The following is a 23,738-nucleotide window of genomic DNA, read 5'->3' as shown; positions in this document are numbered from 1 at the left end:
AGTCATCCCTGGACTCTGGTCAAGAGTCAAGGCTTTGCCTGCGTCGCCCATTCAGCACACTTTGCAACTTTCTTCATAGCCCCCGGGGCAAAGCAGTTCCTACCCTCAACCTGAACCGGCCGCTCGACGGCCTGAACCGGAAGAGGAGGTGGGGAGTGGAGGGAATCAGCAACGAAGGATTCGTCGAGGTTGCGGTGGTTGAATACCCCGGAGGCGACCCGTCGGCTGCATCGGTGCTTGCCGAAATGGCGCACGTCGCCAATCGTCTGGCGCAGCAGCAACGACGGCCCTGCAAGCGGGTGCTGGTCACCCGCTGGATTGTGCCTGCCAGCAATACCGGCGTGCATCGCATTGCCGGTGCCGAAATGCTGGACGCGGCAATTCCCGCAGTGATCGCCTTGCCGGGCCAGGTCAGTTCCGGTGCGTCGCTGCGCGCCGAGGATGTCCTGCTGGACTGGTTGCGGGCCCACTACGACGGCGGCAGCCTGCTGGCCGCCGCAGGTGACGGGGTCAGTGTGCTGGCACGGGCGGGTCTGTTGACGGGGCGCACGGTGTCAGGCCCTGACCTCAACCGCCATCCGGCGCTGCAGGTGCAGGTCGGCAGCTGGGCACCCAGTGAGCGTGCACTCGTCGATGATGGCGATCTGCTCACCGTGGGCGGGGCCCAGGCCTGGCGCTTCCTCGGTCTGCGCCTGCTGTACCGGCTGCACGGCCAGGGCGTGGCCAGCGCGGTGGCACAGCAGTTGGGGATAGTGGTGCCAGTGGGGATCCAGCAGGATCTCGAGCGATTCAGTGCCAACTTCGCCCATGGTGACCGTGATGTGTTGAAGGCGCAGCGCTGGCTGCATACCACGGCCGCACGTGGGGCCACGCTGGGGGCGATCTGTGAGATCTCTGGATTGGAACCGCGGACCTTGCAGCGTCGTTTCCTGAAGGCGACCGGGCTGCGGCCCATCGAGTACTGCCAGCGGCTGCGCGTGGCCAAGGCGCAGACGTTGCTGCAGCAAGGTGCCAGCATCGACGAGGTTGCCTGGGGGGTGGGTTACGCCGATCAGAGCGCATTCCGCCGGCTGTTCCTGCGCATCGTCGGTTTGACGCCCGCCAACTATCGTCGCCACGTCAGCAGCAAACGCCGCGATCGACCGCTGACGTCTGCCGTGGCCGGCAGCCTGCGTGGGTTGAGCGCCTCACCGGGCACGCAACTGGGGCGCAACGCCGCTTGATGAACGATGTTGGATGCGTCGTGCTTGCATCGCGGGCACGACGATTTGACCATGCAGGTCTCTGCAGGCGAGAGCGGGTGAATTGATGTCGAGTATTGGGCCGGTGCCGATGCCGGTGGTGTTGATCCTGATCTTCCTGTTTCTGGCAATGGCCATTGCGCGGATCTGGTCGCGTGGTGAGCCAGGGCAGGTTCGGCCGCCCGTGGCTGGAATGGTGCTGGACATGTTGCTGGTGGGTCTGCTGTGTGGCCGACTGTCCTTTGTCGCAGCGCATTTCAGCCTCTACCGTGAAGCTCCCTGGAGCGTGCTGCAGATTGCCGATGGCGGGTACCACCTGCCCGTCGTCGTTGGCACTGGATTTGCCTGGGCGCTGTGGCGGCTGCGCGGGCAGCGCCCGTTGAGGGCGCCGGTGCTGGCAGGTGCCCTGGCTGGATTGCTGTTGTGGGGCGGCGCAAGCCAGGGGCTCGCGTACTGGCAGGCACAGCAGATGCCGCTGCCCACATTGCAGGTGGTCGACCTGCAGGGCAGGGCGATTGAGCTGAAGCAGTTTCATGGCAAGCCGCTGGTGCTGAACCTGTGGGCCAGCTGGTGCGGCCCGTGTCGCCGGGAGATGCCGGTACTGGCGACGGCCCAGCAGAAACATGCCGATATCCAGTTCGTCTTCCTCAACCAGGGCGAGACTCTTGTGGAGGTCCAGACCTTTCTTGCCGCTGAACACATCGCGCTGGGCAACGTCCTGCTGGATGAGTCATCGGCTGCGTCGACCACGCTGGACGTCCGGGCTTTTCCTTCCACGCTCTTCTTCGATGCGCAGGGGCGGTTGCGGGAACTGCATCTCGGCGAACTGACCCAGGCCGGCCTTGAACACAAACTGCGCCGGCTACGGTAGCCTGCGCTGGCATCCCACTACGGAGTTTCCATGTTGTCGATTTCCCCGCGTATCGCGCATACGCTGATGCTTCCGGCCATGCTGGCGCTGGCTGCCTGCAGCCAGGCACAGACCCCACCGGGCAAGGGTGCCGCTGCACCGGCAACGGCTTCGGCAACGGCAGCCGCCAGGAAGGGTGAGTTGCCGGCTGTCCTGAAGGGCATCGAGAAGCATGGCTTCGAGGTGGTCTCCGAGTTCGACGCGCCGGGCGGCCTGCGCGGCTTTGCCGGCATGGTTGGCGGCCAGCAGCCGGCGGCGGCTTACGTGACCGCCGATGGCAAGCATGTGCTGGTGGGCAGCCTGTTCGACGCCGAGGGCAACGAAGTTGCAGCCGAGACGCTGGAGAAGCTGGTTGCCGCGCCGATGTCGGCCAAGATGTGGAGCAAGCTGGAGACCAGTGCCTGGGTACGCGATGGCAAGGCCGAAGCGCCGCGCGTGGTGTACACCTTCAGTGATGCCAACTGTCCTTATTGCCACAAATTCTGGGAGGCGGCACGGCCCTGGGTCGACGCAGGAAAGGTGCAGTTGCGCCACATCATGGTCGGCGTGATCCGTGAGGACAGTCCGGCCAAGGCGGCGGCGATCATGGCCGCACGCGATCCCAGTGCGGCACTGCTGGAGAACGAGCATCAGTTCGATCGTGGTGGCATCAAGCCGCTGCCCAGCATCAGCCGGGAGATCGCGGCCAAGCTGGATGCCAATCAGGTGCTGATGGTGGAGATGGGCTTCCAGGGCACGCCGGGCATCCTGTTCCAGGATGCACAGGGCCAGGTGCAGCGACGTGCCGGCCTTCCGCAGGGCAATGATCTGCAGGCGGTACTCGGCCCGCGCTGAGGCCCCCGGGCTGCTGAACCGAGTGACAGGCCCACATGGCGACATGTGGGCCTGTTGCTTTCTGCGACAGTCCCGGCGAAGAGGGCTGCGCACGTCACGAACAGATGTCACGTCTGAATCGTGACTGACATCAAGCATTTTGCTTTGATTCCAATCAAGGCCAAAAACGACAGTCGAACTAGCCTTGGCGCATGGAATACAGCGTCACTGCGCTATGGATGCCGCACACGTCATGCCCTCGAGAGGGCGTGCGCGCAATGCCATTCACGACATTCTCACCCAGCGCTTGTTACCCAGACCCCTGCGGTCGCCACCCCTTCGGCAGCGCTGCCGAAGGGGAAGCGACTCCGGCGCTGTCCGGGCAGGTGGGGCAATGTCATCGCCCTGTTGCCTGCATCGCGCAGGCTGGCGACGGTCGTCGACGCAGTACCCGCATTTCCAGCAACGGCTCGTTGAGGTCGGGGCGGCGCACGCGCGCTGCTCGGCCGCGCGGCGGAAGTTCCAGTCCGGGGAGGATGCAATGCGCTTGGCGGTACTGAGTATGGGGTGCCTGACGGCGATGGCAGCGATGCCGTTGCACGCACAGGAGGATGCGCAGGCATTGCGTCGGGAGATCGACGCGATGCGGCAGACGCTGCAGGGCATGCAGCAGCGTCTGGACCAGCTTGAACGACGCGAAGAGCACGCGGCTGCGGCTCCCGTTGTACTGCCGTCGCCGACGTCCGCTGCACCGCAGGCGACCACGACGGTGTCAACCGCCAGCGGCATCCTGCACCCGACCCAGGTTCCTGGCGTGTCGCCGACCGTGCTGCCCCAGCGTGAATCGGTGGCCGATCCGTCAACGGCGGCCTCGCGCCCGGACAGCGCCGCCGGCCCGACCGATCCGGACCTGAAAGGCTTCTTCGCCATTCCCGGCACCGACACCGTGATCCGCATCGGTGGCTATGCCAAGCTCGATGCGATTGCGGATTCGCGCGGCGCCGGGGACGAGGATCAGTTCATTCCCTCGTCGATGCCGGTGGGCGGCAGCCATCGCGACGTCTCGAACTTCAATATCCACGCCAAGCAGACGCGTTTCAGCTTCGAGGCGCGGCGTCCAACCACGCACGGCAACCTGCGCTTCTATCTGGAGAATGACTTCTTCGGCAGCAGCGATGGCTATCAGTTCCGCCTGCGCCATGCCTACGGCCAGCTTGGCAACACGTATGCGGGTTACGGGTATTCCAGCTTCATGGACCCGGACAGCCTGCCTGACACGCTGGATTTTGCCGGACCCGGCGGCGCCGGTTACCTGCTGGTGGCCGGCATCCATCACAGCTTTGCACTGGGCAAGGGCAACACCCTGACCCTGGCCGCCGAAGACCCGGACACCGAGCTGGCCGGCGCCAGCGATGCGATGGCGGCGGTCAATCGATTGCCGGATGTGAGTGCCATCGCGCGCATGGAGCGTGACTGGGGCCACCTGCAACTGGGCGTCGTGGCGCGCAATCTGGCCTACGACGGCGATGCCCGCCGTGACCGCGTCTTTGCCGGTGGCGCGCAGCTCAGTGGCTCGGCCTCGGTGGGGGAACGCGATCTGTTGCTGTTCGGCGCGCTGGGCGGCCGCGGCCTGAGCCGCTATACCGCCGATCTCACTGGTTCCGGTCTTGACGCCGTGGTAGGTGCCGGTGGGCGCATCGATGCGCTGGACCTGCACGGTGGCTTCGTCGGCTATACCCACTACTGGTCTGATCTGTGGCGATCGAACCTGATCTACGGTCAGCTGACCCTGGAGCGCAATGCGGCGCTGCCGAGTGATGCATTCCGGCAAAGCCGCTATGGCGTGTTCAACCTGATCTGGAGCCCGGCACCGTCGTGGACGATGGGCATGGAACTGCTGTACGGCCGCCTGCAGCAGCAGAGCGGAGCGCGCGGCGACACGGTCCGGGTACAGGGCAGCCTGCAATACAACTTCATCAAGTAAGCGCCAGCGGCAGCATGCCAGCGTAGCCATTCCCCACGCCCGGGTTCACCGGGCCCATGCCAGGTACAGGAGATTGTCATGGCAGAAGCAAAGAAAATCGGGGTGGTCGGAGCCACCTTCCTCGTCGCCGGCAACATGATGGGCTCAGGGGTGTTCCTGCTGCCCTCCAGCCTGGCCAAGATCGGTACCGCCTCGATATGGGGGTGGCTGATCACCACGGCCGGTGCGCTGCTGCTGGCCTTCGTGTTCGCCAAGCTCGGCAAGCTGGCGCCCAAAGCGGGTGGCCCGTATGCGTATGCACGCGATTGGTTCGGTCCCTACATGGGCTTCCAGACCAACACCATCTACTGGTTCGCCAACTGGATCGGCAACGTTGCCATTCCCATCGCGGCGGTGGGCTACTTCAGCTACTTCTTCCCGATCCTGTCCGAGCCGCTGGTGCGTTGCATCGCGGTGCTGATCCTGGTGTGGGCGCTGAGCTTTGCCAACATGATCGGACCGGCGTTCGTCAGCCGCGTGCAGACGGTCACCACCAGCTTCGCGCTGGTGCCGATCCTGGGTATCGCCATCTTCGGGTGGTTCTTCTTCGATGCCGACATCTTCAAGGGGGCCTACAACGTCTCCGGCGAGTCGAACTTCGGTGCGATCTCCAGTGCTGCGGCACTGACCCTGTGGGCCTTCATCGGCGTCGAGTCGGCCTCGGTCACGGCCGGTGTGGTCGAAAACCCGGAGAAGAACGTGGCCCGCGCCACCCTGGCCGGTGTGTTCCTGGCCGCCATCGCCTACATCGCCAGCTCGTCGGTGATCATGGGCATGGTGCCCAACGGCGAGCTGCAGGTGTCTGATGCGCCGTTCGCACTGGCGGCGGCCAAGGCCGTCGGTGGTTGGGGTGGTGCGCTGGTCAGCCTGTGCGCCTTCATCGGCGCCGCGGGTTCGCTGGGCGGCTGGATCCTGCTGACCGCGCAGAGCGCCAAGGCGGCCTCCGATGATGGCCTGTTCCCGAGCATCTTCAGCAAGACCAACAAGGACGACGTGCCGGTCAAGGGCGTGCTGATCGTGGCCGTGCTGATGACCCTGGCGGTGCTGGTGACCTCCACCTCGAAGACCGCTTCGGCCCAGTTCGACGTGATCACCTCGGCGGCGGTGGTGTTGACCCTGCTGCCGTACATCTACTCGTGCGTGGCCTGCTATTTCGTGGTGGAGCGTTCGCACACGCTGGTGCACACCGGTGCGTTCTGGACCCTGACCAGCCTGACGGTCGTGTACTGCCTGTGGGCGATCTACGGCTCGTCGGGAACGATCGTGCAGTACGCCTTCCTGTTCGTGCTGTTCATCACTGTGTTCTATCCCTTCTTCAGCGAGGAGCGTCGCCAGCAGCGGCAGCGTTCCCGCGAGGCGGCGGCGATCTCTGCCGGCGCCCAGCGTTCCTGAGTTAGACAAGGAGAATCAACGTGTATTTCAAGTCCCTGGATTATCCGGTCATCGTCATTGACGGCGACTACGATTCGCCGCGTATCGGCGGCATCCTCATCCGTGCACTGGTGGAAGAGCTGCGCAGCAATGACCAGCGCGTGCTGTGCGGTCTGAACCTGGATGACGCGCGCGCCGGCGCCCGTACCTATGTGGCCGCTTCGGCGGTGCTGATCTCGATCGACGGCAGCGAGGAGGTCGATGGCGAGTTCCAGCGCCTGACCGCCTTCCTGCGCGAGCAGAGTGCGCGCCGGGCCAACCTGCCGGTGTTCCTGTACGGCGAGCGACGCACCATCGAGAAGGTACCGAGCAAGCTGCTCAAGTACATCCACGGCTTCATCTTCCTGTTCGAAGACACCAAGAGCTTCATCTCGCGGCAGGTGATGCGTGCGGCCGAAGACTACATGCAGAACCTGCTGCCGCCGTTCTTCAAGGCGCTGATCCACCACGCGGCCGAGTCGAACTATTCCTGGCATACACCGGGCCATGCCGGTGGCGTGGCCTTCACCAAGTCACCGGTCGGGCGCGCCTTCCACCAGTTCTATGGTGAGAACACGCTGCGCAGCGATCTATCGATTTCGGTGCCGGAGCTGGGCTCGCTGCTGGACCACACCGGCCCGATCAAGGAGGCCGAGGACGAGGCCGCGCGCAACTTCGGCGCCGACCACACCTTCTTCGTCACCAACGGTACGTCGACGGCCAACAAGATCGTGTGGCACGGCACCGTGGCCCGCGGCGACGTGGTGTTCGTCGACCGCAACTGCCACAAGTCGCTGCTGCATTCGCTGATCATGACCGGCGCGGTGCCGGTGTACTTCACGCCCAGCCGCAATGCGCACGGCATCATCGGCCCGATCAGCCTGGACCAGTTCACCCCGGAAGCCCTGCAGCAGAGCATCGCGGCCAATCCGCTGGCCAGCCAGGCCTACCAGGCCGGTTCCAAGCCGCGTATCGCGGTGGTGACCAACTCGACCTACGACGGCCTGTGCTACAACGCCGAGAAAATCGCCGAGGAGATCGGCAGCGCGGTCGACTTCCTGCATTTCGATGAGGCCTGGTACGCCTATGCCGCGTTCCATCCGTTCTACGAGAACCACTACGGCATGGCCAAGGGCAAGCCGCGCGAGCAGGACGCGATCATCTTCACCACCCATTCCACGCACAAGCTGTTGGCCGCGTTCTCGCAGGCCTCGATGATCCACGTGCGCAACTCGGCCAGCCGCGACCTGGATGCCGAACGCTTCAACGAATCGTTCATGATGCATACCTCGACCAGCCCACATTACGGCGTGATCGCGGCGTGTGATGTTGCCTCGAAGATGATGGAAGGGGATGCGGGGCGTTCGCTGGTGCAGGAAATGCATGACGAGGCGATCGCCTTCCGCCGGGCGATGCTGCATGTACGCGACGATCTGGGCCGCGATGACTGGTGGTTCAGCGTGTGGCAACCGACAAAGGTCGAGCGCAGCCTGGACAAGGGCGATACACCGGCGCCGCTGGTCGCCAAGCGCGAGGAGTGGTACCTGCAGCCCGATGCGCATTGGCACGGGTTCGAGAACCTGGTCGATGACTATGTGCTGATCGATCCGATCAAGGTGACCCTGTTGACGCCGGGGCTGTCGATGGACGGCAGCATGGGCAAGCTGGGCATCCCGGCTGCGGTGCTGAGCAAGTTCCTGTGGGGCCGCGGCATCACCGTGGAGAAGACCAATCTGTATTCGGTGCTGTTCCTGTTCTCGATGGGCATCACCAAGGGCAAGTGGAGCACGCTGGTTACCGAGCTGATGGCGTTCAAGGAGCTGTACGACCGCAACGCGCCGCTGACCCAGGCGCTGCCGTCGCTGGCCGCCGATTATCCCCATGCCTATGCCGGCTGGGGCCTGCGTGACCTGTGCGACGCATTGCATGCGTTCAACCAGGAGTTCGCGGTGGCCAAGGTGATGCGTGAGATGTACGTGGACCTGCCGACGCCGGTGATGACCCCGGCCGATGCCTACAACCATCTCGTGAAGGGCGAGATCGAGCGGGTCGACATCGAGCAGATCAGCGGCCGCATCGCTGCAACGATGCTGGTGCCGTATCCGCCGGGCATCCCCACGATCATGCCGGGCGAGCGCTTCGGCGACCGCGACGAACCGATCATCCAGTCGCTGCGCATCGCCCGCGAGCAGAACGCGCGTTTCCCGGGCTTCGAGTCGGATGTGCATGGCCTTATCATCGAGCGCGATGGCGACGTGCCGTCCTACAAGGTGGAGGTGCTGAAGGCCTGAGCCGGTACGGTCGGCCCTTCGGCGGACGATGGATACCGCGCGCGAGCAACGCATCCTGAAGTTCTCGATCGGGGTCACCGTGGCGGTCAGCGCGGTCGGCTTCATCGGTGGCCTGCTGGTGGGATCGCAGGCCATCCTGTTCGACGGCATCTACAGCCTGGTCGACGTAGCCCTGACCCTGGTGTCGTTGTCGGTGCTGCGGTTGGTGGCGCGGGAGCACAGCCCGCGCTTCCAGTACGGCTATTGGCACCTGGAGCCGATGGTCGAGGCGCTGGGCGGGGTGATCCTGTCTCTGGCCTGCGTGTATGCGCTGGCCAACGCGGTGATCGGCTTGACCACCGGCGGGCATGAAGTGAAGTTCGGGCCGGCGCTGTGGTGGGCGGCGCTGCTGAGTGCCAGCAACCTGGGCATGGCCGCGTTCGTGGCCCAGCGGGCCCGCAGGCTGCAGTCGGCATTGCTGTGGCTGGATGTACGTGGCTGGATGCTGGGCGGATTGATGAGCCTGGCGGTGGTGCTGGCCTTCGTGTTGGCGCTGGTGCTGCATGGCGGTAAGTGGCACCACTGGGTGCCCTATCTGGATTCGATCGTACTGGCGTTGATCAGCCTGGCGGTGTTGCCGGTGCCGGCGCGCAGTGCGTGGAAGGCCATGCGTGAAGTGCTGCAGGTGGCGCCCGATGACCTGGACGAGCGCGTGCAGCAGGTGATGCAGGCATTCGTGACCGAGCATGGCTATGCCGGCTTCACCAGCCATGTAGCGAAGATGGGGCGGATGCGCTTCATCGAGATCCACATCCTGACGTCGCCGTCGACGCCGCTGGGCACGGTGGGTGAGGTGGACGCGATGCGCGATGAGATCGCAGTGCGGTTGGACGCGCGAAGCAGCACGTTCTGGCTGACGATCGATTTCACCGCGGACCCGGCGTGGACCTGATGTTGTTCCTGCCGATCGTTGCGTGTGGTGGACCGCTTTGTTGCATGCAGGCGGTTTGACCTCAACAGCAGTTGAGGTCGCAGACTGCGTCGCATTCCCCACGAGGCATGCGGTATGAACCTGCTGACCACTCCGGACTTCAGCCATGGCCTGCTGGATCTGTTCGATCCGCCTGGCCTGCACGATCCCAGTGCCAACGGATATTCGCATGTGGCGGTGGTGCGACTGCCGGCGCGTGTGATCCATATCGCCGGACAGGGAGGCGAGGACGACCAGGGAAGCCTGTCGCCGAGCTTCGAGGAGCAGGTGTCGCAGGCACTGGACAATCTGCAGACCGCGCTGCGGTCGGCGCATGCGGATCTGGCCGATGTTGCACGACTGCGGATCCTGGTGGTCGGCCACGACGAGGATCGCCTGGGCATCATCGCCCGCCAGGTGCGGCGACGTTGGGCTAATCGCGCAGCGCCGACCTGCACGTTGATTCCGGTGCCGCGGCTGGCGTTGGACGGAATGCTGTTCGAGATCGAGGCAGAGGCCTACAGCGCTTAGCGCAGGTAGTACTCCACCGGCACCACCAGTTCCTGCGGAGCTGGCAGTTCTTCTGGAATCCGGGGCAGAGGCTGCGCGCGGCGGAATGTCTGCAGCGCGCTTTCATCCAGCATCGGCTGTCCACTGGACTGTTCCAGGCGCAATGCCCGCAGTTGGCCGTCGCGGTCGATGCTGGCCCTGACCCATGCGGTGCCCTGCTGGCGCCGCGACCTCGCTACGGCGGGGTAGTAGCGGTAACGCTCCAGTCGCGCCATCAGGCGGGCTTCCCACTGGTCGCTGGCGGCGCCGGCCTGGAAGTCTGCCGGTGGTGCGTCGGGGGTGGGCGGTGCGGCCGTGATCGATGCCGGTGCGGAACGGGCATCGGTCGCGGCCGCAGGCGGGGCCACAGGCAAGGGCTGGTGGCCGTCGCCATTCTTCTGGCTGGCGGCGAGGTTGCCTTCGGGTGCCGCCGTGGCGCGCGGTGGCGGGGGGGCTTTCCGCGTTTCGGCCGCCCGTGATTGCTGCGCTTGGCTGGGGCGCTCGGACTGCAGTTCTTCCACCGGCTGCGGTGGCGTGGCCGGTGCCAGCAGGCGCAGGCTGATGCGCACGTCCTGTTCCGGCGGCGGCAGCAGCGGCGGGGTGGACACCCAATGGACGAACAGCAGCAACGGCAGCAGGTGCAGCCCGATGCTGATCGTCACCGCTTGCCAGTGCTGCCGACGCTCACTCATCGCTGACTACCCACAACAGGTCGGCGTCATCGCCCGCCACATCTTCGTCGGTTGATGCCAGCGTGATCACCAGCGCTGGCGCAGATGCTGGCAGATAGCCGGGCACGCCGGTGCCACGCAGCACATGCCAGCGGCCGGCGACGAGCAGGGCGGGTGCCGGCGACTGCATCAGCACCCGTGCCATCCGTGTGTCGCGTGCGTGCTGAACGGCGAGCATGCCATTGAGCATGGGCGCAGCGTCGGCGTGCTGCGCCAGCACCACTGCTGACAACCGCTGCCGCGCGCCGGTGCTCGGGAACATCACCTCGGGCGATGACGCCAGCAGCGTGTTGACGTCAGCGCGTGACAGGTTGCCGCCCTGCAGGCGAATGCCGCTGTCGGTGGCGATCTGCACCAGTCCGCCATAGCGTGGCCAAGGCCAGCGGGGATCCCAGTCCAGCAGTTCGGCCAGGCGTTGCGGTTCGACCTGATGGCCCCTGTCCAGCCAGCGCTGCACGCGCTGCAGCCGTGGCTGGCGGTCGCTGGCGATCATCTCCAGCACCAGCGCACCCTGTGGACGCTGCTGCTGCAATGCCTGCAACAGCCAGCGTTGGGCTGCATGGTCGGCATCGATATCGTGACGTTCGCCGAGCAGCACGCGCTCAGCGGCGGCAACCCGCTGCACGAAGGCCGCCTGATCCAGTTCCTTACCACTGGCAAGATCGATCACCTTGCCGGGCATCGGCTGCGCGTTGGTCACTGATGCAAGCGCGATCAGCCCCAGCGCCAGCCAGCGCTGGCTAGAACGCCACATTGACGCCCACCGAGACGGTACGGCCGCGGCCGTTGCCGCGGTCCAGGATCGGGCTGAAGATGCTGTCGATGGAGGCGTTGTTGTCATAGGCCTTGTTCTGCAGGTTTTCGATGTTCAGCCACAGCGTGGTGTTGGCCTGTGGCTTGAAGCTGGCGTAGAAGTCCAGTAGCACGCCGGTGCCGCCGGTCTTGCGGGTCTGGAAGAAGTCATAGCCTTCTTCGGTGGGGCCGGAGTACTCGGCGCGCACACCCGCCTGCAGGCGCTGCTGCCACCAGCGGCCGCCGACATCCAGCGTCCAGTAGCGGTCGGGCAGGGCGGTGATGTCTTCCAGGTTGACGAATTCGATGGCCGGCGCGCTGGTACGCGAGCGCGTCCAGCTGAGGGTGGCGTGGTAGTGCTCGCTGGCGTAGTGCGCTTCCAGCTCGAGGCCACGCATGCGCACCACGCCGGTATGGTTCATCCATCGCGTGGTGGTGCTGAAGTCGTCCACGTCCAGGTTGTCGGTCCACGCGTTGAGCTGCGGGTCGCTGTCGATCGGCACCACCAACGGTTCGACTTCCGGCGGATGCACGATCAGCAGATACTGCGGCTTGATGTAGTCGCGGATTCGGTTGTCGAAGCGGGTCAGGCGCAGCTGCGCCAGGTCGCCGTCGACCAGCAGCGAGCTGGTGCTGAGGTTGGCGCCAAACTGCAGGTTGCGCGAACGCTCGCGGCGCAGGAAGGGGTTGGCGCCGACGCCGTCGGCATCGCTCATCCCTTCCAGCGGGATCTTCTCGAAGAACATTTCCTGCACGCGCGGCGGCCGCGAGGTACGCGAGACCTCGGCAAACAGCTGCAGCCAGTCAGTGGCCTGCACCGACAGCGAGAGGCTGGGGCTGAGCGCATGCTGGGTGCGATCGACGTCGATGCCACCGCCCCCGATCTCCAGGCATTGCCCAGGCACATCCGAACAGGTGGGGACGTGGCCACGGATGCCATAGCGGTCCTGGCGCAGGCCCGCCGACAGCGCGTAGATGTCGTACTGCAGCTCCAGCGAGGTGAACACGCTGTCGAGTTGGCTGCGCCCTTGTGGGTTGGCGCCACGCAGGGTGGGGGTATCGGCAATGAAGACGTCCGATTGATGCTTGATGCCGGTGTTCCAGCGCGCCTGTACGGCGCCGATGTCGAAGCGGCTGGTGTTGTCCACGTTCCAGCTGCTCAGGCTGCTGTGGGTACGCCGGCCGATGTAGCTGGAATCTTCCACGGGCGGATAGAACAGCCGGGTCTTGTTGGCGGCGAAGCCGGCGCGCAGGTCGATCCACGGCGAGTAGGGCGTGTAGTGGTAGCTGGCGCGCTGGTTGCGAGCGGAAATCTGCCAGGGATAGTTGTGGTAGAAGTCGTTTTCATAGCGCATGTGGCTCAGGTCCAGGCGGTGCTGGTCGCTGGGCTGCAGGCGCGCCTTCAGCAGCCAGCTGCTGGGCTGCTGGCTGCCGGGGTCGGCACTGTTCTTCTGGCCATGGGACGTTGCGTATTCACTGCTGCGGCTGCTGCTGGCTGCTGCCAACAGGCCGAACTGGCGATCGCCGCCGTCTTCGCTGTGGCGCCAGGCGCCGGCGAAGGTGCGTCCGCTGCCATAGCCATTGTTGCCATGCCGGTAGCCTGCGCGCAGGCCCCAGTCGTGGTCGTCGGAGATCAGGTCTTCGATGTCCAGGGTGCGGAAGTTGGCACTGCCGGCCAGCGTACCGGCACCATCGCCACCACTGACTGCGCCGCGCTGTACGTCGACGCCTGCCAGCAGAAACGGGTCGACGTAGGCGAACGGGCCGCCCGAGCCATGGCCGGCGTTGTTGCGGAAGGTCTGGGTGACGCCGTCGATCATGGTGTTGACCCGGCCTGCGCCGGCCATGCCGCGGATGTTGACCTGCAGGCCTGGCTGGCTGCGCGAGTGGAAGCTGTGGGTGCCGGGCATCGAGCGCAGCAGACTGTTGCCGTCCTGGCGCTCGGCCATGGCGACCCGTTCGCTGCCGATCTTCGGCGCGAAGCCATCCTGCGTGGCCGGAACGTACTGGCTCGCCCCGGCACCCGGTGCAATGGCATGGGCGGTGCGCCCCTGCACGCGCAACGGGCCGGTCTGGCGGCTGCCATCGTCGGTGCTGGCCGGTGCCGGTTCGAGAGTGGCACGGCGTGCATCGATGAAGCGCGCACGCAGGCCGCTACCGGTCAGCAGCCGTGCCAATGCCTGAGTTTCGTCGAAGTCACCCTGCAGCGCGGGTGCGCTCTGGTTGCCCGGCAGGGCACGGCCGATCACCAGATCGACACCGCTGAGGCGGCTGTAGGCGTCCAGCGCGGTGACCAGCGGCTGGGCGGGAATGTCGTAGCGGCGGGTTGCGCTGGTCTGTGCCCGGGTGTTGGCAGCAAGCACGGGGGCGATACCGGCGCAGGCAAGGGACAGCGCAAGAACAAGGGGGCGGTGGGACAGCATCGTGGGCTCCAGGGAGTGACGCAGTGCGTCGTCACCCTGGGAAGACGCAGCGGCAGCCCGGATGTCAGGGTCGATGCGTTCAGCGCGCATCGGACGATGCCTTCGCCGGCAGCCACACCTGCAGGTTGGGCCCGATACGGACAACGCGCACGTGCAGCTCGGCGGCCAGCTGGTCGCGGCTGCGCGCGGCCGTATCCGCGTCGGCCAGTACCGTGACCGGTTGCTGCCGCAGTGCGTCGCCGGCGATCCAGGTATGGCCACCATGCCAGCGATCCAGATCCTGGACGACGTCAGCCAATGGCGCGGAGACCCAGGCCAGCCGGCGTTCGCGCCATGCCAGCTGCGCCGGGTCTGCTGCAAGTGCGGGCGAGGGCGCAGTGCCGTCGAAGCGTAGCTGCTGGCCGGCGGCCGCTTCGCTGCTGCCCAAGCCACTGTCCACGCGCACCTGGTGCTCGGTGACGGTCACTACGCTGGCATCGCCACTGACCGCAATGTCGAAGGCAGTACCCAGCGCCGTGACCGTACCGTGCGGCGTATGCACCTGGAACGGACGGTCGCGATCAGGAACGACCTGGAACCAGGCCTGGCCGTGCCGCAGCTGCAACGCACGCCGGTTGGCATCGATGCGCACGCCCAGTTCGCTGTTCGGCGAGAGTTGCAGGCGTGAACCGTCCTGCAGGCGCACCTCCTCGATCTTGCCCGATGCCGTGCGCAGTATCTGTTCCGGCAGGGGGGCGTTGTGCCGGCTGTAGAGGCCGAGCGCACACAGCAGCAGCACGGCGATGCCGGCTTCGCGCAGTCGCCGGCGCTGGCGACGCTGCTGCTGCCGCTGCAGGCTCGGCAGTGCTGCACCGGCCTGCCACAGCTGCAACAGGTGCTGGTACTGCGCCGCGTGGCGCGGATCGGCCTCATACCACTGGGTGAAGGCGGCTTCGTCGCGCTGTTCGTCGTGCGCATGCAGCCACCAACGCGCTGCTTCGCGGGCGATCGGATCCTGGCTCATGCGGTCGGCACCTGCTGCAGGGCCACCAGTGCGCGCAGCAGATGGCCATGCGCGGTCTGCCGGCTGATGCCGAGCTGGCGGCCGATGTCGGCCAGGCTGCACTGCTCGACGCGTGCCAGCAGGAACACCTCGCGCGAGCGCGGCGGCAGGGCCGCGATGATCGCATCGAGGTGACGCAGTTGTTCGGCATCGAGCAGGCGTTGCTCGGGCAACGGGGAGGGATCGGCGATGGCCTGCAGCTGCGCGTCGTCCAAGGCCTCTTCGCGACGGCGCTGGATCAGGCGATAGTGGTCGGCGATCAGGTTGTGGGCAACGCGATACAGATAGGCGCGGCCATTGCTGAGCAGGCCGCTGGCGGCGACTTTGACGACACGCAGCCAGGTTTCCTGGACGACATCATCGGCGTCACTGCGTTGTGGGAGTTTGCGACGGACGTGGGCGTGCAGCGGCCGATAGTGGGCGGCGCACAGCTGCGCGACATCCGTCGATTCGACAGGTGTGGGCACGGGGCGGGCGAAGGCTGGGGAAGGGAACAGCCCGCGGCGGCAAGGGCAGCGGCATTACCTTACAGTAAAGAAGAATCATTTGCATCCAGGTGCGGGGACGCAGGCTGTGCCTGTCTTGCTGGAGTACCGAGCGGACGTGCGCTGGCGGTACAGAGAGCGCTACGGCGAGCGCGCGGCGTGCGCCATCTGCAGCAGCAGTCGGTGGGCCGGGAACATGCGCAGGCTGGGGTAGCGGGCGCGGTAGTAGGCATTCCAGTAGCTGGCGGCGCGTTGTCGGCAGAGGTCGAAGAATGCGCGGTTCTCGCCGATGAGCGCGGCATAGCGCTGCAGGCCCGTCTGTTGCGCCTGGATCGTCACGGCCGATGCGATCTCGTCCACGTACTCACCCAGCAAGGCCAGCTGGAAGGCATGCACCCAGGGCATCGGCGAGGGACCCAGCGTCTCGACCGCACGTTGCCGTACATGTCCGTCACAGTGACGCGAAAGCAGGCAGAGGCAGAGGGCGCGCGCATCGCCCTGCAGATGGGATGCGAGCCGGAACATGTCCGTGGCGTCGGCGTAGATGCGATAGGGGAACCGCAGCAGCTCTCCCCCGAGGATGAGGCTGCGTTCACCATTGCCCGACAGGTTATCGATCCGGCCCAGCCGTTGCTGGAGGTCGGTGCAGGTTGCCTGCAACGCGCGGGGAACGTCGATCAACGCGACGGTTCCGCTAGCGTGGTGCCGCGATAGTCGCAGTGGATCTGCAGGCTTTCCGTGGCGTTGGGGCGCAGATCGAAGCCGCACCGCTGCAGTGCATCCTTGGCCGCTGCAACGGCGTCTGCATGACGGCTGACGCGGTGCTGCTGCCAGCGCAGTGGAGTGAACACGCCCAGCGGAAGCAGGCGTACGCGCCGGCCGTGCAGGACCAGCGAGACATCCACATGGCGACCGTCCAGATCATGGCCGTTGGCGCCGAAAATGGCGTCGATCTCATCGTGGCGATGCCGATAGCAGCAGCGGAACACGGCGATGCCGAGCCGCCGTACCAGACGCCGGAAGCCTCCCAGCTTTCCCTGGCTGCATTCGAAGCCGCGGGTGACCAGCAGGCGCAGCGTGGATGGCAGCAGTGCCTGCGCATCAAGCAGGCACTGCAGGACCTCGGCCTCGAGGATGATCTGTGACGCGGGCCAGCGCGGGGCAATGCGCAGGCCGTCGATGGTGCCGCGTGACAGGGACAGTCTGGAGGTTGGCGGGAGGTGGTCTGGCATGGGCGCGTTCCTGCGGCGTCAAGCGGGAACGACTCTACAGGACGTTGCGCAGCATGCGTTGGGTCAATGCCGCATCACCTGGGGATCAGAGATCGCGGTATTGGATCTGTGCGGCCAGCACGCGCAGGCCATTGGCAGTGCTGGAGAGGATGCGCTCCTCGCCGATGCCCTTCTGCCGTTGCAGGCTGAAGCCTTCGGCGGCGGGCAGGCGTGCGGCGATGGCATCGATGCGTTGCAGCGCATTGGGACCGTCACAGTCGAAATGGCCCCAATGGATGCCGTTGTGCTTGATGGTCAGGCGGTAGTGCATGGGCGGGTCTCCGGCAGGTCGTGCAGCCACTGTTGGAACATCGCGGTCGCCGCGGCGGCGAGCGGCCCGCCGTAGCGTCGGGCCTGCGCGCGCAGGTCGATGGGATCGATGCCGGCCGCGGCCAGTTCCAGCGCGTGGCCGATCAGCCAGCGCTCGAACTGGCGCGCATCCAGTTCGGGATGGCATTGCAGGGCGAGCGCATGGTGGCCGATGGCGAAGGCCTGGTGGCGACAGGCGGGCGTACTGGCGAGGCGGCGTGCGCCCTCCGGCAGTTCGAAGGCTTCACCATGCCAGTGCAGCACCGGGATGCCCTGCAATGCCTGCAAAGGTGAGCGCTGGCCTTCATCGGTGAGCAGCAGCGGTGCGAAACCAATTTCCTTGCCGCCGGTGGGGGCAACGACTGCATGCAGTGCGCGCGCCATCAACTGGGCGCCCAGGCAGATGCCCAGCGTCGGCCGCTGTTGCTGCAGGCGACGCTGCAGCAACGCGATGCTGTCGGCGAGGAACGGGTAGGCCGCTCCATCGTTGACGCTGAACGGGCCACCCAGCACCACCAGCAGATCGGCATCTTCGGCAGCATCGAGTGCATCCACGCCTGCCTGCACGACCTTGACCTGCCATCCCTGCGCGAGCAGCAGCGGCTGCAGGGTGCCGAGATCTTCAAAGGCCACGTGCTGCAGGGCAACGGCGCGCTTCATGCCGGTGCTCCCGGGGTGGGCCAGTAGAAGCTGTCGGGCGTGGCGCGTGCACCGAAGATCGCCTGGCCAACGCGGACGACGGTGGCACCTTCCTCGATGGCGACTTCAAAATCACCGGACATGCCCATCGACAGCTGCGACAGGTCCAGGCCTGCCGGCGCCGTCTGCTGAAGCTGGTCGCGCAGCTCGCGCAGGCGCACGAAGCAGGCGCGTACGCGTTCCACCTCGGGAGTGAAGATGGCGAGGGTCATCAGGCCACGCACGCGCAGGCGGTCGAAGGCGGGCAGCTGCTGCACGAAGTCGGCCACCGCCGCCGGCTCCAGGCCGTATTTGCTGGGCTCGGCCGATGTGTTGACCTGTACGAACACATCCAGCGTACGGTCCTCCAGCAGCAGCCGCTGCTGCAGCGCCTCGGCCACGCGCAGGCTGTCCAGCGCCTGGAACTCGCCGGCGAAGCGTGCGACGTACCGGGCCTTGTTGGTCTGCAGGTGGCCAATGACCGACCAGTGCACGCCAAGGTCAGCCATGGCCTCGGCCTTGCGCTGCGCCTCCTGCACCTTGTTTTCCCCCAGCTGGTGGCAACCGGCGGCTACGGCCATGCGGATGCGTGCTTCATCGACGGTCTTGCTGACCGGTAGCAGGCGCACGCTGGCCGGATCACGACCGGCGCGGGCACAGGCGCTGGCGATGCGCTGGTGCACGGTGGCGAGATTGGCGGCGATCTGTTCGACGGACTGGGCGACGGGCCAGTCGGCGGCGGCGAGGGACATGGGGCACCTCCGGTGCGGGGTGGCCAGGGTGGGATACACTGGCACAGGACAAGAGATAGTTTGGCATAGGACAAAATGAAAATCACCGGGAACAGCGCCGAAGCGATCTTCGACAGCATCCGCGAGGGCATCGGTAGCGGCCATCTGGCGGCCGGCAGCGTGCTGCCGCCGGTGCGGGATCTGGCCGATCGACTGGGGGTCAACCGCAATACCGTAGCCGCTGCCTACAAGCGGCTGGACGCGGCGGGCCTGGCCAGTACGGCGGGGCGTCGCGGCACCGTGGTGCGCGGCCTGCCGGCGACGATGGCACGCGAGGGCAGCGCACCGGGGTTGGCCCTGCATGATCTGGCCGGCGGCAATCCGGATCCGCGCTGCCTGCCCAGCCTGCGGGTGGCTGCGACGTCCTCGCGCCTGTATGGGGTGGAGACGGTTGATCCACGCATGCAACGCCTGGCACGGGCCTCGCTGGATGCCGATTGCCCGCCGGGCTATGCGCTGGAACTGACCCATGGCGCGGTCGATGGCATCGAGCGCCTGCTGTCGGCGTGGCTGCTGCCGGGGGACCGCATCGCGGTGGAGGATCCCTGTTTCCTGGGCAGCCTCAATGTGCTCGGTGCGGCCGGACACGCGCCGTTACCGGTGGCTGTGGATGCATACGGCATGCAGGTGGAATCACTGCGGCAGGCCTTGGATGCAGGTGCACGTGCGGTGCTGCTGACCCCACGCGCGCACAATCCCACCGGTGCCAGCCTGGATGCGAAGCGTGCGCGTGCGCTGCGCCAGTTGCTGGCCGGCTATCCGCAGGTGGCTGTGCTGATCGACGATCACTACGCGCTGCTCTCGCAGCAGAGCTATCACTCGGTGCTGCCGATGGACGGTCGGCGTTGGGCGCTGCTGCGTTCGTTGTCCAAGGCATTGGGCCCGGACCTGCGCGTGGCCTGGTTGGCCTGCGATGGGCAGACCGCGGTGCGCCTGCGCCTGCGCCTGGCGGCGGGCACCGGCTGGGTCAGCCATCTGCTGCAGGATGCAGCCAGTTCGGTATTGGAGTCGGCGCAGCAACGGGCGAAGGTGGCTGCCGCCGGTGAGCGCTACCAGCAGCGGCTGCAGGGTCTGCAGGCCCTGCTTCAGGCGCGCGGGCTGCCGACACCGATGCCGATGGAAGGCTTGAATCTGTGGCTGCCACTGCCGGCCGACAGCACGCCGCAGGTGCTGGCGCTGGCGGCGCGTGGCTGGCATGTGCGTGGGGGTGAAGTCTTTGCGGTATCTGCACCGGCGCATGGGTTGCGCATCACCTGTGCGGCACTCGGCCCGCCGCAGCAACGTCGGTTGGCCGATGACCTGGCGGCGGTGATGCGCTGAGCGTGCGTGCTCAGGGCGCAGCGCTGGCGCCGGGGCGCACGTAGTAGGACTGGCCGCTGTCGTCGAGGAACACCAGCTCCGGCTTGCCCTGCCAGGAACTCAGCATGGCGCCGGTGTTGTTCTGGTGCTTGACCATCAGGCTGGCGCCGCGGTCCGGGTTGGCCACCACCTTGAAGACTTCGGTGGTGCCGGTGGCATCGTCAAGGGTCAGCAGGGCTTCGCCACCCCGGTCGCTGGTGCCGTAGCCGCCGCGCTCGGAGCCATCGGGGCCGAGCAGGATCAGGCCGGACAGGGCGGTGGCACGCGGCCCCTGCGGGCGGCCCCGGCTGAGGGGGTCGGGAACCGGGGCGCCGAGGATCACCCGCGGCTGGCCGCTGGCATCGTGGATGATCAGGCCGCGAGCTTCGATCACGCGGTGCGGTGACTGGCTGCGATGCAGGTTCCAGGCGGTCCAGCCGGAAACGAGCAACGCGAGCATGGCGACCACCAGGGTGGTCAGGGTCAGGGCACGAGCCATTGTGTATTCCTTCCTTGGACGTGGCCGACGATAGCGGAATCCGGTCGGCCGTGGCCAGTTCGGTGTGTGACGGTGTGTATCGTCAATGGAAGTCGCGGCTGTGGCTGCGCAGTCCCTGCAGCAGTTCGTCCAGGCAGTGCATGCGCTGCACGATCACATGCTGCACGCCATCCACGCGTTCCAGCCGGCCGTCGATCTGCATCAGCTGCGTATCTACCAGGACGTGGTGCTGGCGGTCGGCCAGATGTCGCCAGACTACGGCGTTGACCATGCCGGTTTCATCTTCCAGGGTAAGGAAGGTGACACCGCTGGCGGTCTGCGGGCGCTGGCGCATGCGTACCAGGCCGGCGATGCGTACGCGCCGGCCATGACCATGGTTGGCCAGCTGCGTGGCATCCAGGCAGCCACGGGTTCGCAGCTGCGCACGCAGGAACGACATCGGATGGCGGCCGAGGGTGGTGCCGGTGCTGCGGTAATCGGCCTGCATGTCTTCCCAGGCGCTGGGCAGGGGCAGGGCCACGCGCGCTTCGGCGGTGGCGCGGGCCTGGTCGAACAACGGCAGGCGGTTCTCCACGCCGGAGATATCCCAGCGTGCGCGGTGGCGATGGCCGCTGAGGCCGCGCAGGGCGCCGGCATCGGCAAGCAGGCCCTGCTGGCGGCGATCCAGTGCGGTGCGCTGGCAGAGATCGCCGACATCGTCGAAGGGGCGTCGTGCGCGTTCACGCATGATGATCTGCGCGGCCGGTTCGCTGCAGCCATCGACCAGGCGCAGGCCGAGGCGGATTGCCGCCGCGCCTTTGCTGAAGTCCAGCGTGCAGTCCCAGTCGCTGTGGCGCACGTCCACCGGCAGTACCGTGATGCCATGCCGGCGAGCATCCTGCAGCAGCTGGTCGGGGCTGTAGAAGCCCAGCGGCTGGCTGTTGATCAGGCTGGCGGCGAACGCGGCCGGGTGATGGCACTTCAGCCAGCAGCTGGCATAGGTGAGCAGGGCGAAGCTGGCCGCGTGGCTTTCCGGGAAACCGTAATCGCCGAAGCCCTTGATCTGTTCGAACAGGTGCTCGCCGTATTCCAGGCTGAAGCCGTTTTTCAGCATGCCGGTCAGCAGCTTTTCGCGATGGGGCTCCAGGCCGCCACGACGCTTCCAGGCAGCCATCGAACGGCGCAGTGCATCGGCTTCGCCTGCGGTGTAGTTGGCCGCGTCCACCGCCAACTGCATGACCTGTTCCTGGAACAGTGGCACGCCCAGTGTGCGCGCGAACACGCGTTCCAGTCGCGCTGGATACAGCGGGTTGTCCGGATCGTTCAACGCATCCGGGCCTTGTTCGCGCAGGATCCGCCGACGTTCCAGGTAGGGATGGACCATGTCGCCCTGGATCGGGCCAGGGCGCACGATCGCCACCTCGATCACCAGGTCATAGAAATTACGCGGCTGCATGCGTGGCAGCATCGCCATCTGCGCGCGCGACTCGATCTGGAACACGCCGATGGTGTCGGCGGCGCAGATCATGTCGTAGGTCGGCTTGTCATCGTCCTCGATTGCATCCATGCGTCCTTCGTGCAGGCCGTGCTGCTGCAGCATCGCCAGGCATTTGCGGATGGCGGTGAGCATGCCCAGTGCCAGGCAGTCGACCTTCATCAGGCCGGTGGCGTCCAGGTCGTCCTTGTCCCACTGGATGACGGTGCGGTCGGCCATCGCTGCGTTCTCCACCGGCACCAGCGTCGACAGCGGATGCTCGGAAATCACGAAGCCGCCCGGATGCTGCGACAGATGGCGCGGAAAATCGATCAGCTCGGCGGTCAATGCCAGCAGCCGGCGCATCAACGGTGTTTCCGGATCGAAACCGCGCTCGCGCAGGGTTTCCGGCAACGGAATGTTGCCGCCCCAATGATCCATCGCCGCGCCCAGTTCGTTGACCTGGTCCATCGGCAGGCCCAGCGCGCGGGCGACATCGCGGATCGCGCTGCGGCCACGGTAGCTGATCGCCACCGCCGTCAACGCGGCACGCTCGCGGCCATAGCGGTTGAACACGTACTGCAGTACTTCCTCGCGGCGCTCGTGCTCGAAGTCGATGTCGATGTCCGGTGGTTCATCACGCTCGGCGGAGATGAAGCGCTCGAACAGCAGGTTGCTGCGCGCCGGGTCGATCTCGGTCACGCCCAGCACGAAACACACCGCCGAATTGGCAGCCGAGCCACGGCCTTGGCAGAGGATGTCCTGGCTGCGGGCGAAGCGCACGATGTCCTGCACGGTGAGGAAATAGGAGGCGTACTGCTTCTGCTTGATCAGTGCCAGTTCGTGCTCGATCTGCTTGCGCTGGGCTGGCTCGATGCCCTTTTTCCAACGCCAGGGAATGCCGCGCTCGACCAGCACGCGCAGCCAGCTGTCCGGGTCGTGGCCTTCGGGCACCAGTTCGCGCGGGTAGGTGTATTTCAGCTGGTCCAGGGAGAAGTGGCAGCGTTCGGCGATGCGCAGGGTTTCTGCCAGCAGGGCGGGCGGATACAGCTGGGCCAGTGCAGTGCGCGGGCGCAGATGGCGCTCGCCGTTGGCAAACAGGCGCCAGCCAGCCTCGGCCACGCTGCAGCGGTGGCGGATCGCGGTCAGCGTGTCCTGCAAGGCACGACGCCGGCGCACGTGCATGTGCACGTCGCCACTGGCGACCAGCGGCAGCTGGTGGCGCTCGCCGAAGGCCTGCAGCTGCTGCAGCCGGCGCGTGTCGTCGTGTTCGTGGTGCAGCTCCACGGCCAGCCACAGGCGCAGCGGAAAACAACGGCGCAGCAGTTCCAGTTCGGTGGCCGCCGGTTGCCGGTCCAGCCACAGGCACAGCAGGCCCTCGGGCAGTCCCTGCAGATCCTCGCGCAGGCAGCGGTATCCGCCCTTGGCTGCCCGCCGGCGACAGGTGGTGATCAGCTGGCACAGCCCGGCATAAGCGGCCTGGTTGGTGCACAGCAGGGCCAGCTTGGGCCCGTCTTCAACCTGGAATTCGGCACCGACGATCAGCGCCACGCCGTGCGTCTTCGCCGCCTGCCATGCGCGCACGATGCCAGCCAACGAGCATTCGTCGGTGATGGCCAACGCGCGGTAACCCTGGCCGGCAGCGCGTGCGAACAGTTCCTCGGCGGTGGACGCGCCACGCTGGAAGCTGAAGGCCGACAGGCAGTGCAGTTCGGCGTATCCGGGCAGATCGGTGTGCAT

Annotated in this window: 21 protein-coding genes; 9 read left to right on the top strand and 12 right to left on the bottom strand. The window is 66.4% G+C overall.

Annotation, left to right across the window (positions count from 1 at the left end):
* Nucleotides 1–155 precede the first annotated feature (155 nt).
* The 8 genes from AC07UW_RS18260 (at nucleotide 156) to AC07UW_RS18225 (ending at nucleotide 10,168) form a co-directional block, all read left to right on the top strand.
* Nucleotides 156–1,223 (top strand): GlxA family transcriptional regulator, encoded by a 1,068-nt coding sequence (locus tag AC07UW_RS18260; protein ID WP_495212600.1) that lies wholly within the window; start codon nucleotides 156–158, stop codon nucleotides 1,221–1,223.
* A gap of 85 nt (nucleotides 1,224–1,308) precedes the next feature.
* Nucleotides 1,309–2,112 carry a redoxin family protein gene (locus tag AC07UW_RS18255; protein ID WP_495212599.1) on the top strand — a complete coding sequence of 268 codons (804 nt, stop codon included), beginning with the start codon at nucleotides 1,309–1,311 and terminating at the stop codon, nucleotides 2,110–2,112.
* A 30-nt stretch (nucleotides 2,113–2,142) separates the two neighbouring features.
* Nucleotides 2,143–2,985, top strand: a complete 843-nt coding sequence (gene dsbG, locus AC07UW_RS18250) for a thiol:disulfide interchange protein DsbG (RefSeq protein WP_394197238.1) — start codon at nucleotides 2,143–2,145, stop codon at nucleotides 2,983–2,985.
* 520 nt (nucleotides 2,986–3,505) lie between these two features.
* Entirely contained in the window at nucleotides 3,506–4,948 is a 1,443-nt protein-coding gene (locus AC07UW_RS18245; protein ID WP_495212598.1) for a DcaP family trimeric outer membrane transporter, read from the top strand.
* Nucleotides 4,949–5,026: 78 nt separating this feature from the next.
* Nucleotides 5,027–6,379 carry an arginine/agmatine antiporter gene (gene adiC / locus AC07UW_RS18240; protein ID WP_223495435.1) on the top strand — a complete coding sequence of 451 codons (1,353 nt, stop codon included), beginning with the start codon at nucleotides 5,027–5,029 and terminating at the stop codon, nucleotides 6,377–6,379.
* A 20-nt stretch (nucleotides 6,380–6,399) separates the two neighbouring features.
* The gene (locus AC07UW_RS18235; RefSeq protein WP_025879234.1) at nucleotides 6,400–8,688 is read left to right on the top strand and encodes an Orn/Lys/Arg family decarboxylase; all 2,289 of its coding nucleotides are present in this window, start codon (nucleotides 6,400–6,402) and stop codon (nucleotides 8,686–8,688) included.
* Nucleotides 8,689–8,716: 28 nt separating this feature from the next.
* On the top strand, nucleotides 8,717–9,619 hold the full coding sequence (locus tag AC07UW_RS18230) for a cation diffusion facilitator family transporter (RefSeq protein WP_312785641.1): 903 nt from the start codon (nucleotides 8,717–8,719) through the stop codon (nucleotides 9,617–9,619).
* A 114-nt stretch (nucleotides 9,620–9,733) separates the two neighbouring features.
* Nucleotides 9,734–10,168, top strand: a complete 435-nt coding sequence (locus AC07UW_RS18225) for a RidA family protein (protein WP_495212597.1) — start codon at nucleotides 9,734–9,736, stop codon at nucleotides 10,166–10,168.
* On the opposite strand, the gene AC07UW_RS18220 is transcribed toward AC07UW_RS18225, so the two are convergent.
* The 10 genes from AC07UW_RS18220 to AC07UW_RS18175 all read right to left on the bottom strand — a co-directional run bounded on the left by AC07UW_RS18220 (nucleotide 10,165) and on the right by AC07UW_RS18175 (nucleotide 18,669).
* A complete protein-coding gene (locus tag AC07UW_RS18220; RefSeq protein ID WP_447945271.1) occupies nucleotides 10,165–10,878 on the bottom strand; it encodes an energy transducer TonB family protein in 714 nt (237 codons plus the stop codon). The two genes, AC07UW_RS18225 and AC07UW_RS18220, sit on opposite strands and share 4 nt — an antisense overlap.
* A complete protein-coding gene (locus AC07UW_RS18215; RefSeq protein WP_495212596.1) occupies nucleotides 10,871–11,671 on the bottom strand; it encodes a ChaN family lipoprotein in 801 nt (266 codons plus the stop codon). Before AC07UW_RS18215 ends, AC07UW_RS18220 begins: the two co-directional genes overlap by 8 nt.
* On the bottom strand, nucleotides 11,658–14,132 hold the full coding sequence (locus AC07UW_RS18210) for a TonB-dependent receptor (protein ID WP_495212617.1): 2,475 nt from the start codon (nucleotides 14,130–14,132) through the stop codon (nucleotides 11,658–11,660). Before AC07UW_RS18210 ends, AC07UW_RS18215 begins: the two co-directional genes overlap by 14 nt.
* Before the next feature lie 79 nt (nucleotides 14,133–14,211).
* Entirely contained in the window at nucleotides 14,212–15,135 is a 924-nt protein-coding gene (locus tag AC07UW_RS18205) for a FecR family protein (RefSeq protein WP_478030884.1), read from the bottom strand.
* Nucleotides 15,132–15,641 (bottom strand): RNA polymerase sigma factor, encoded by a 510-nt coding sequence (locus AC07UW_RS18200; protein WP_313250715.1) that lies wholly within the window; start codon nucleotides 15,639–15,641, stop codon nucleotides 15,132–15,134. Before AC07UW_RS18200 ends, AC07UW_RS18205 begins: the two co-directional genes overlap by 4 nt.
* 159 nt (nucleotides 15,642–15,800) lie before the next feature.
* Complete coding sequence (locus AC07UW_RS18195) at nucleotides 15,801–16,340, bottom strand: hypothetical protein (RefSeq protein ID WP_495212595.1); 540 nt, start codon at nucleotides 16,338–16,340, stop codon at nucleotides 15,801–15,803.
* Entirely contained in the window at nucleotides 16,337–16,891 is a 555-nt protein-coding gene (locus AC07UW_RS18190) for a hypothetical protein (RefSeq protein WP_495212594.1), read from the bottom strand. Before AC07UW_RS18190 ends, AC07UW_RS18195 begins: the two co-directional genes overlap by 4 nt.
* An 85-nt stretch (nucleotides 16,892–16,976) precedes the next feature.
* Nucleotides 16,977–17,201 carry a hypothetical protein gene (locus AC07UW_RS18185; protein ID WP_495212593.1) on the bottom strand — a complete coding sequence of 75 codons (225 nt, stop codon included), beginning with the start codon at nucleotides 17,199–17,201 and terminating at the stop codon, nucleotides 16,977–16,979.
* Nucleotides 17,186–17,899 carry a glutamine amidotransferase gene (locus AC07UW_RS18180; RefSeq protein WP_495212592.1) on the bottom strand — a complete coding sequence of 238 codons (714 nt, stop codon included), beginning with the start codon at nucleotides 17,897–17,899 and terminating at the stop codon, nucleotides 17,186–17,188. Before AC07UW_RS18180 ends, AC07UW_RS18185 begins: the two co-directional genes overlap by 16 nt.
* A complete protein-coding gene (locus AC07UW_RS18175; RefSeq protein WP_495212591.1) occupies nucleotides 17,896–18,669 on the bottom strand; it encodes a YggS family pyridoxal phosphate-dependent enzyme in 774 nt (257 codons plus the stop codon). The genes AC07UW_RS18180 and AC07UW_RS18175 overlap by 4 nt, the downstream gene beginning before the upstream one ends.
* A 75-nt stretch (nucleotides 18,670–18,744) precedes the next feature.
* On the opposite strand from AC07UW_RS18175, the gene ptsJ reads away from it, so the two are divergent.
* On the top strand, nucleotides 18,745–20,028 hold the full coding sequence (gene ptsJ / locus AC07UW_RS18170) for a MocR-like B6 salvage transcription factor PtsJ (protein WP_495212590.1): 1,284 nt from the start codon (nucleotides 18,745–18,747) through the stop codon (nucleotides 20,026–20,028).
* Between the two features lie 10 nt (nucleotides 20,029–20,038).
* Here the strand turns inward: ptsJ and AC07UW_RS18165 are convergent, their stop codons facing one another.
* On the bottom strand, nucleotides 20,039–20,545 hold the full coding sequence (locus AC07UW_RS18165; RefSeq protein WP_025879224.1) for a hypothetical protein: 507 nt from the start codon (nucleotides 20,543–20,545) through the stop codon (nucleotides 20,039–20,041).
* 82 nt (nucleotides 20,546–20,627) lie between these two features.
* On the bottom strand, nucleotides 20,628–23,738 hold the full coding sequence (locus AC07UW_RS18160) for an error-prone DNA polymerase (protein ID WP_495212589.1): 3,111 nt from the start codon (nucleotides 23,736–23,738) through the stop codon (nucleotides 20,628–20,630).

The sequence above is a fragment of the Stenotrophomonas sp. GW821-FHT02D01 genome (genome assembly GCF_059421765.1).
Note: the sequence above shows the minus strand (reverse complement) of the source record. Positions and strands in the feature narration are given on the sequence as shown.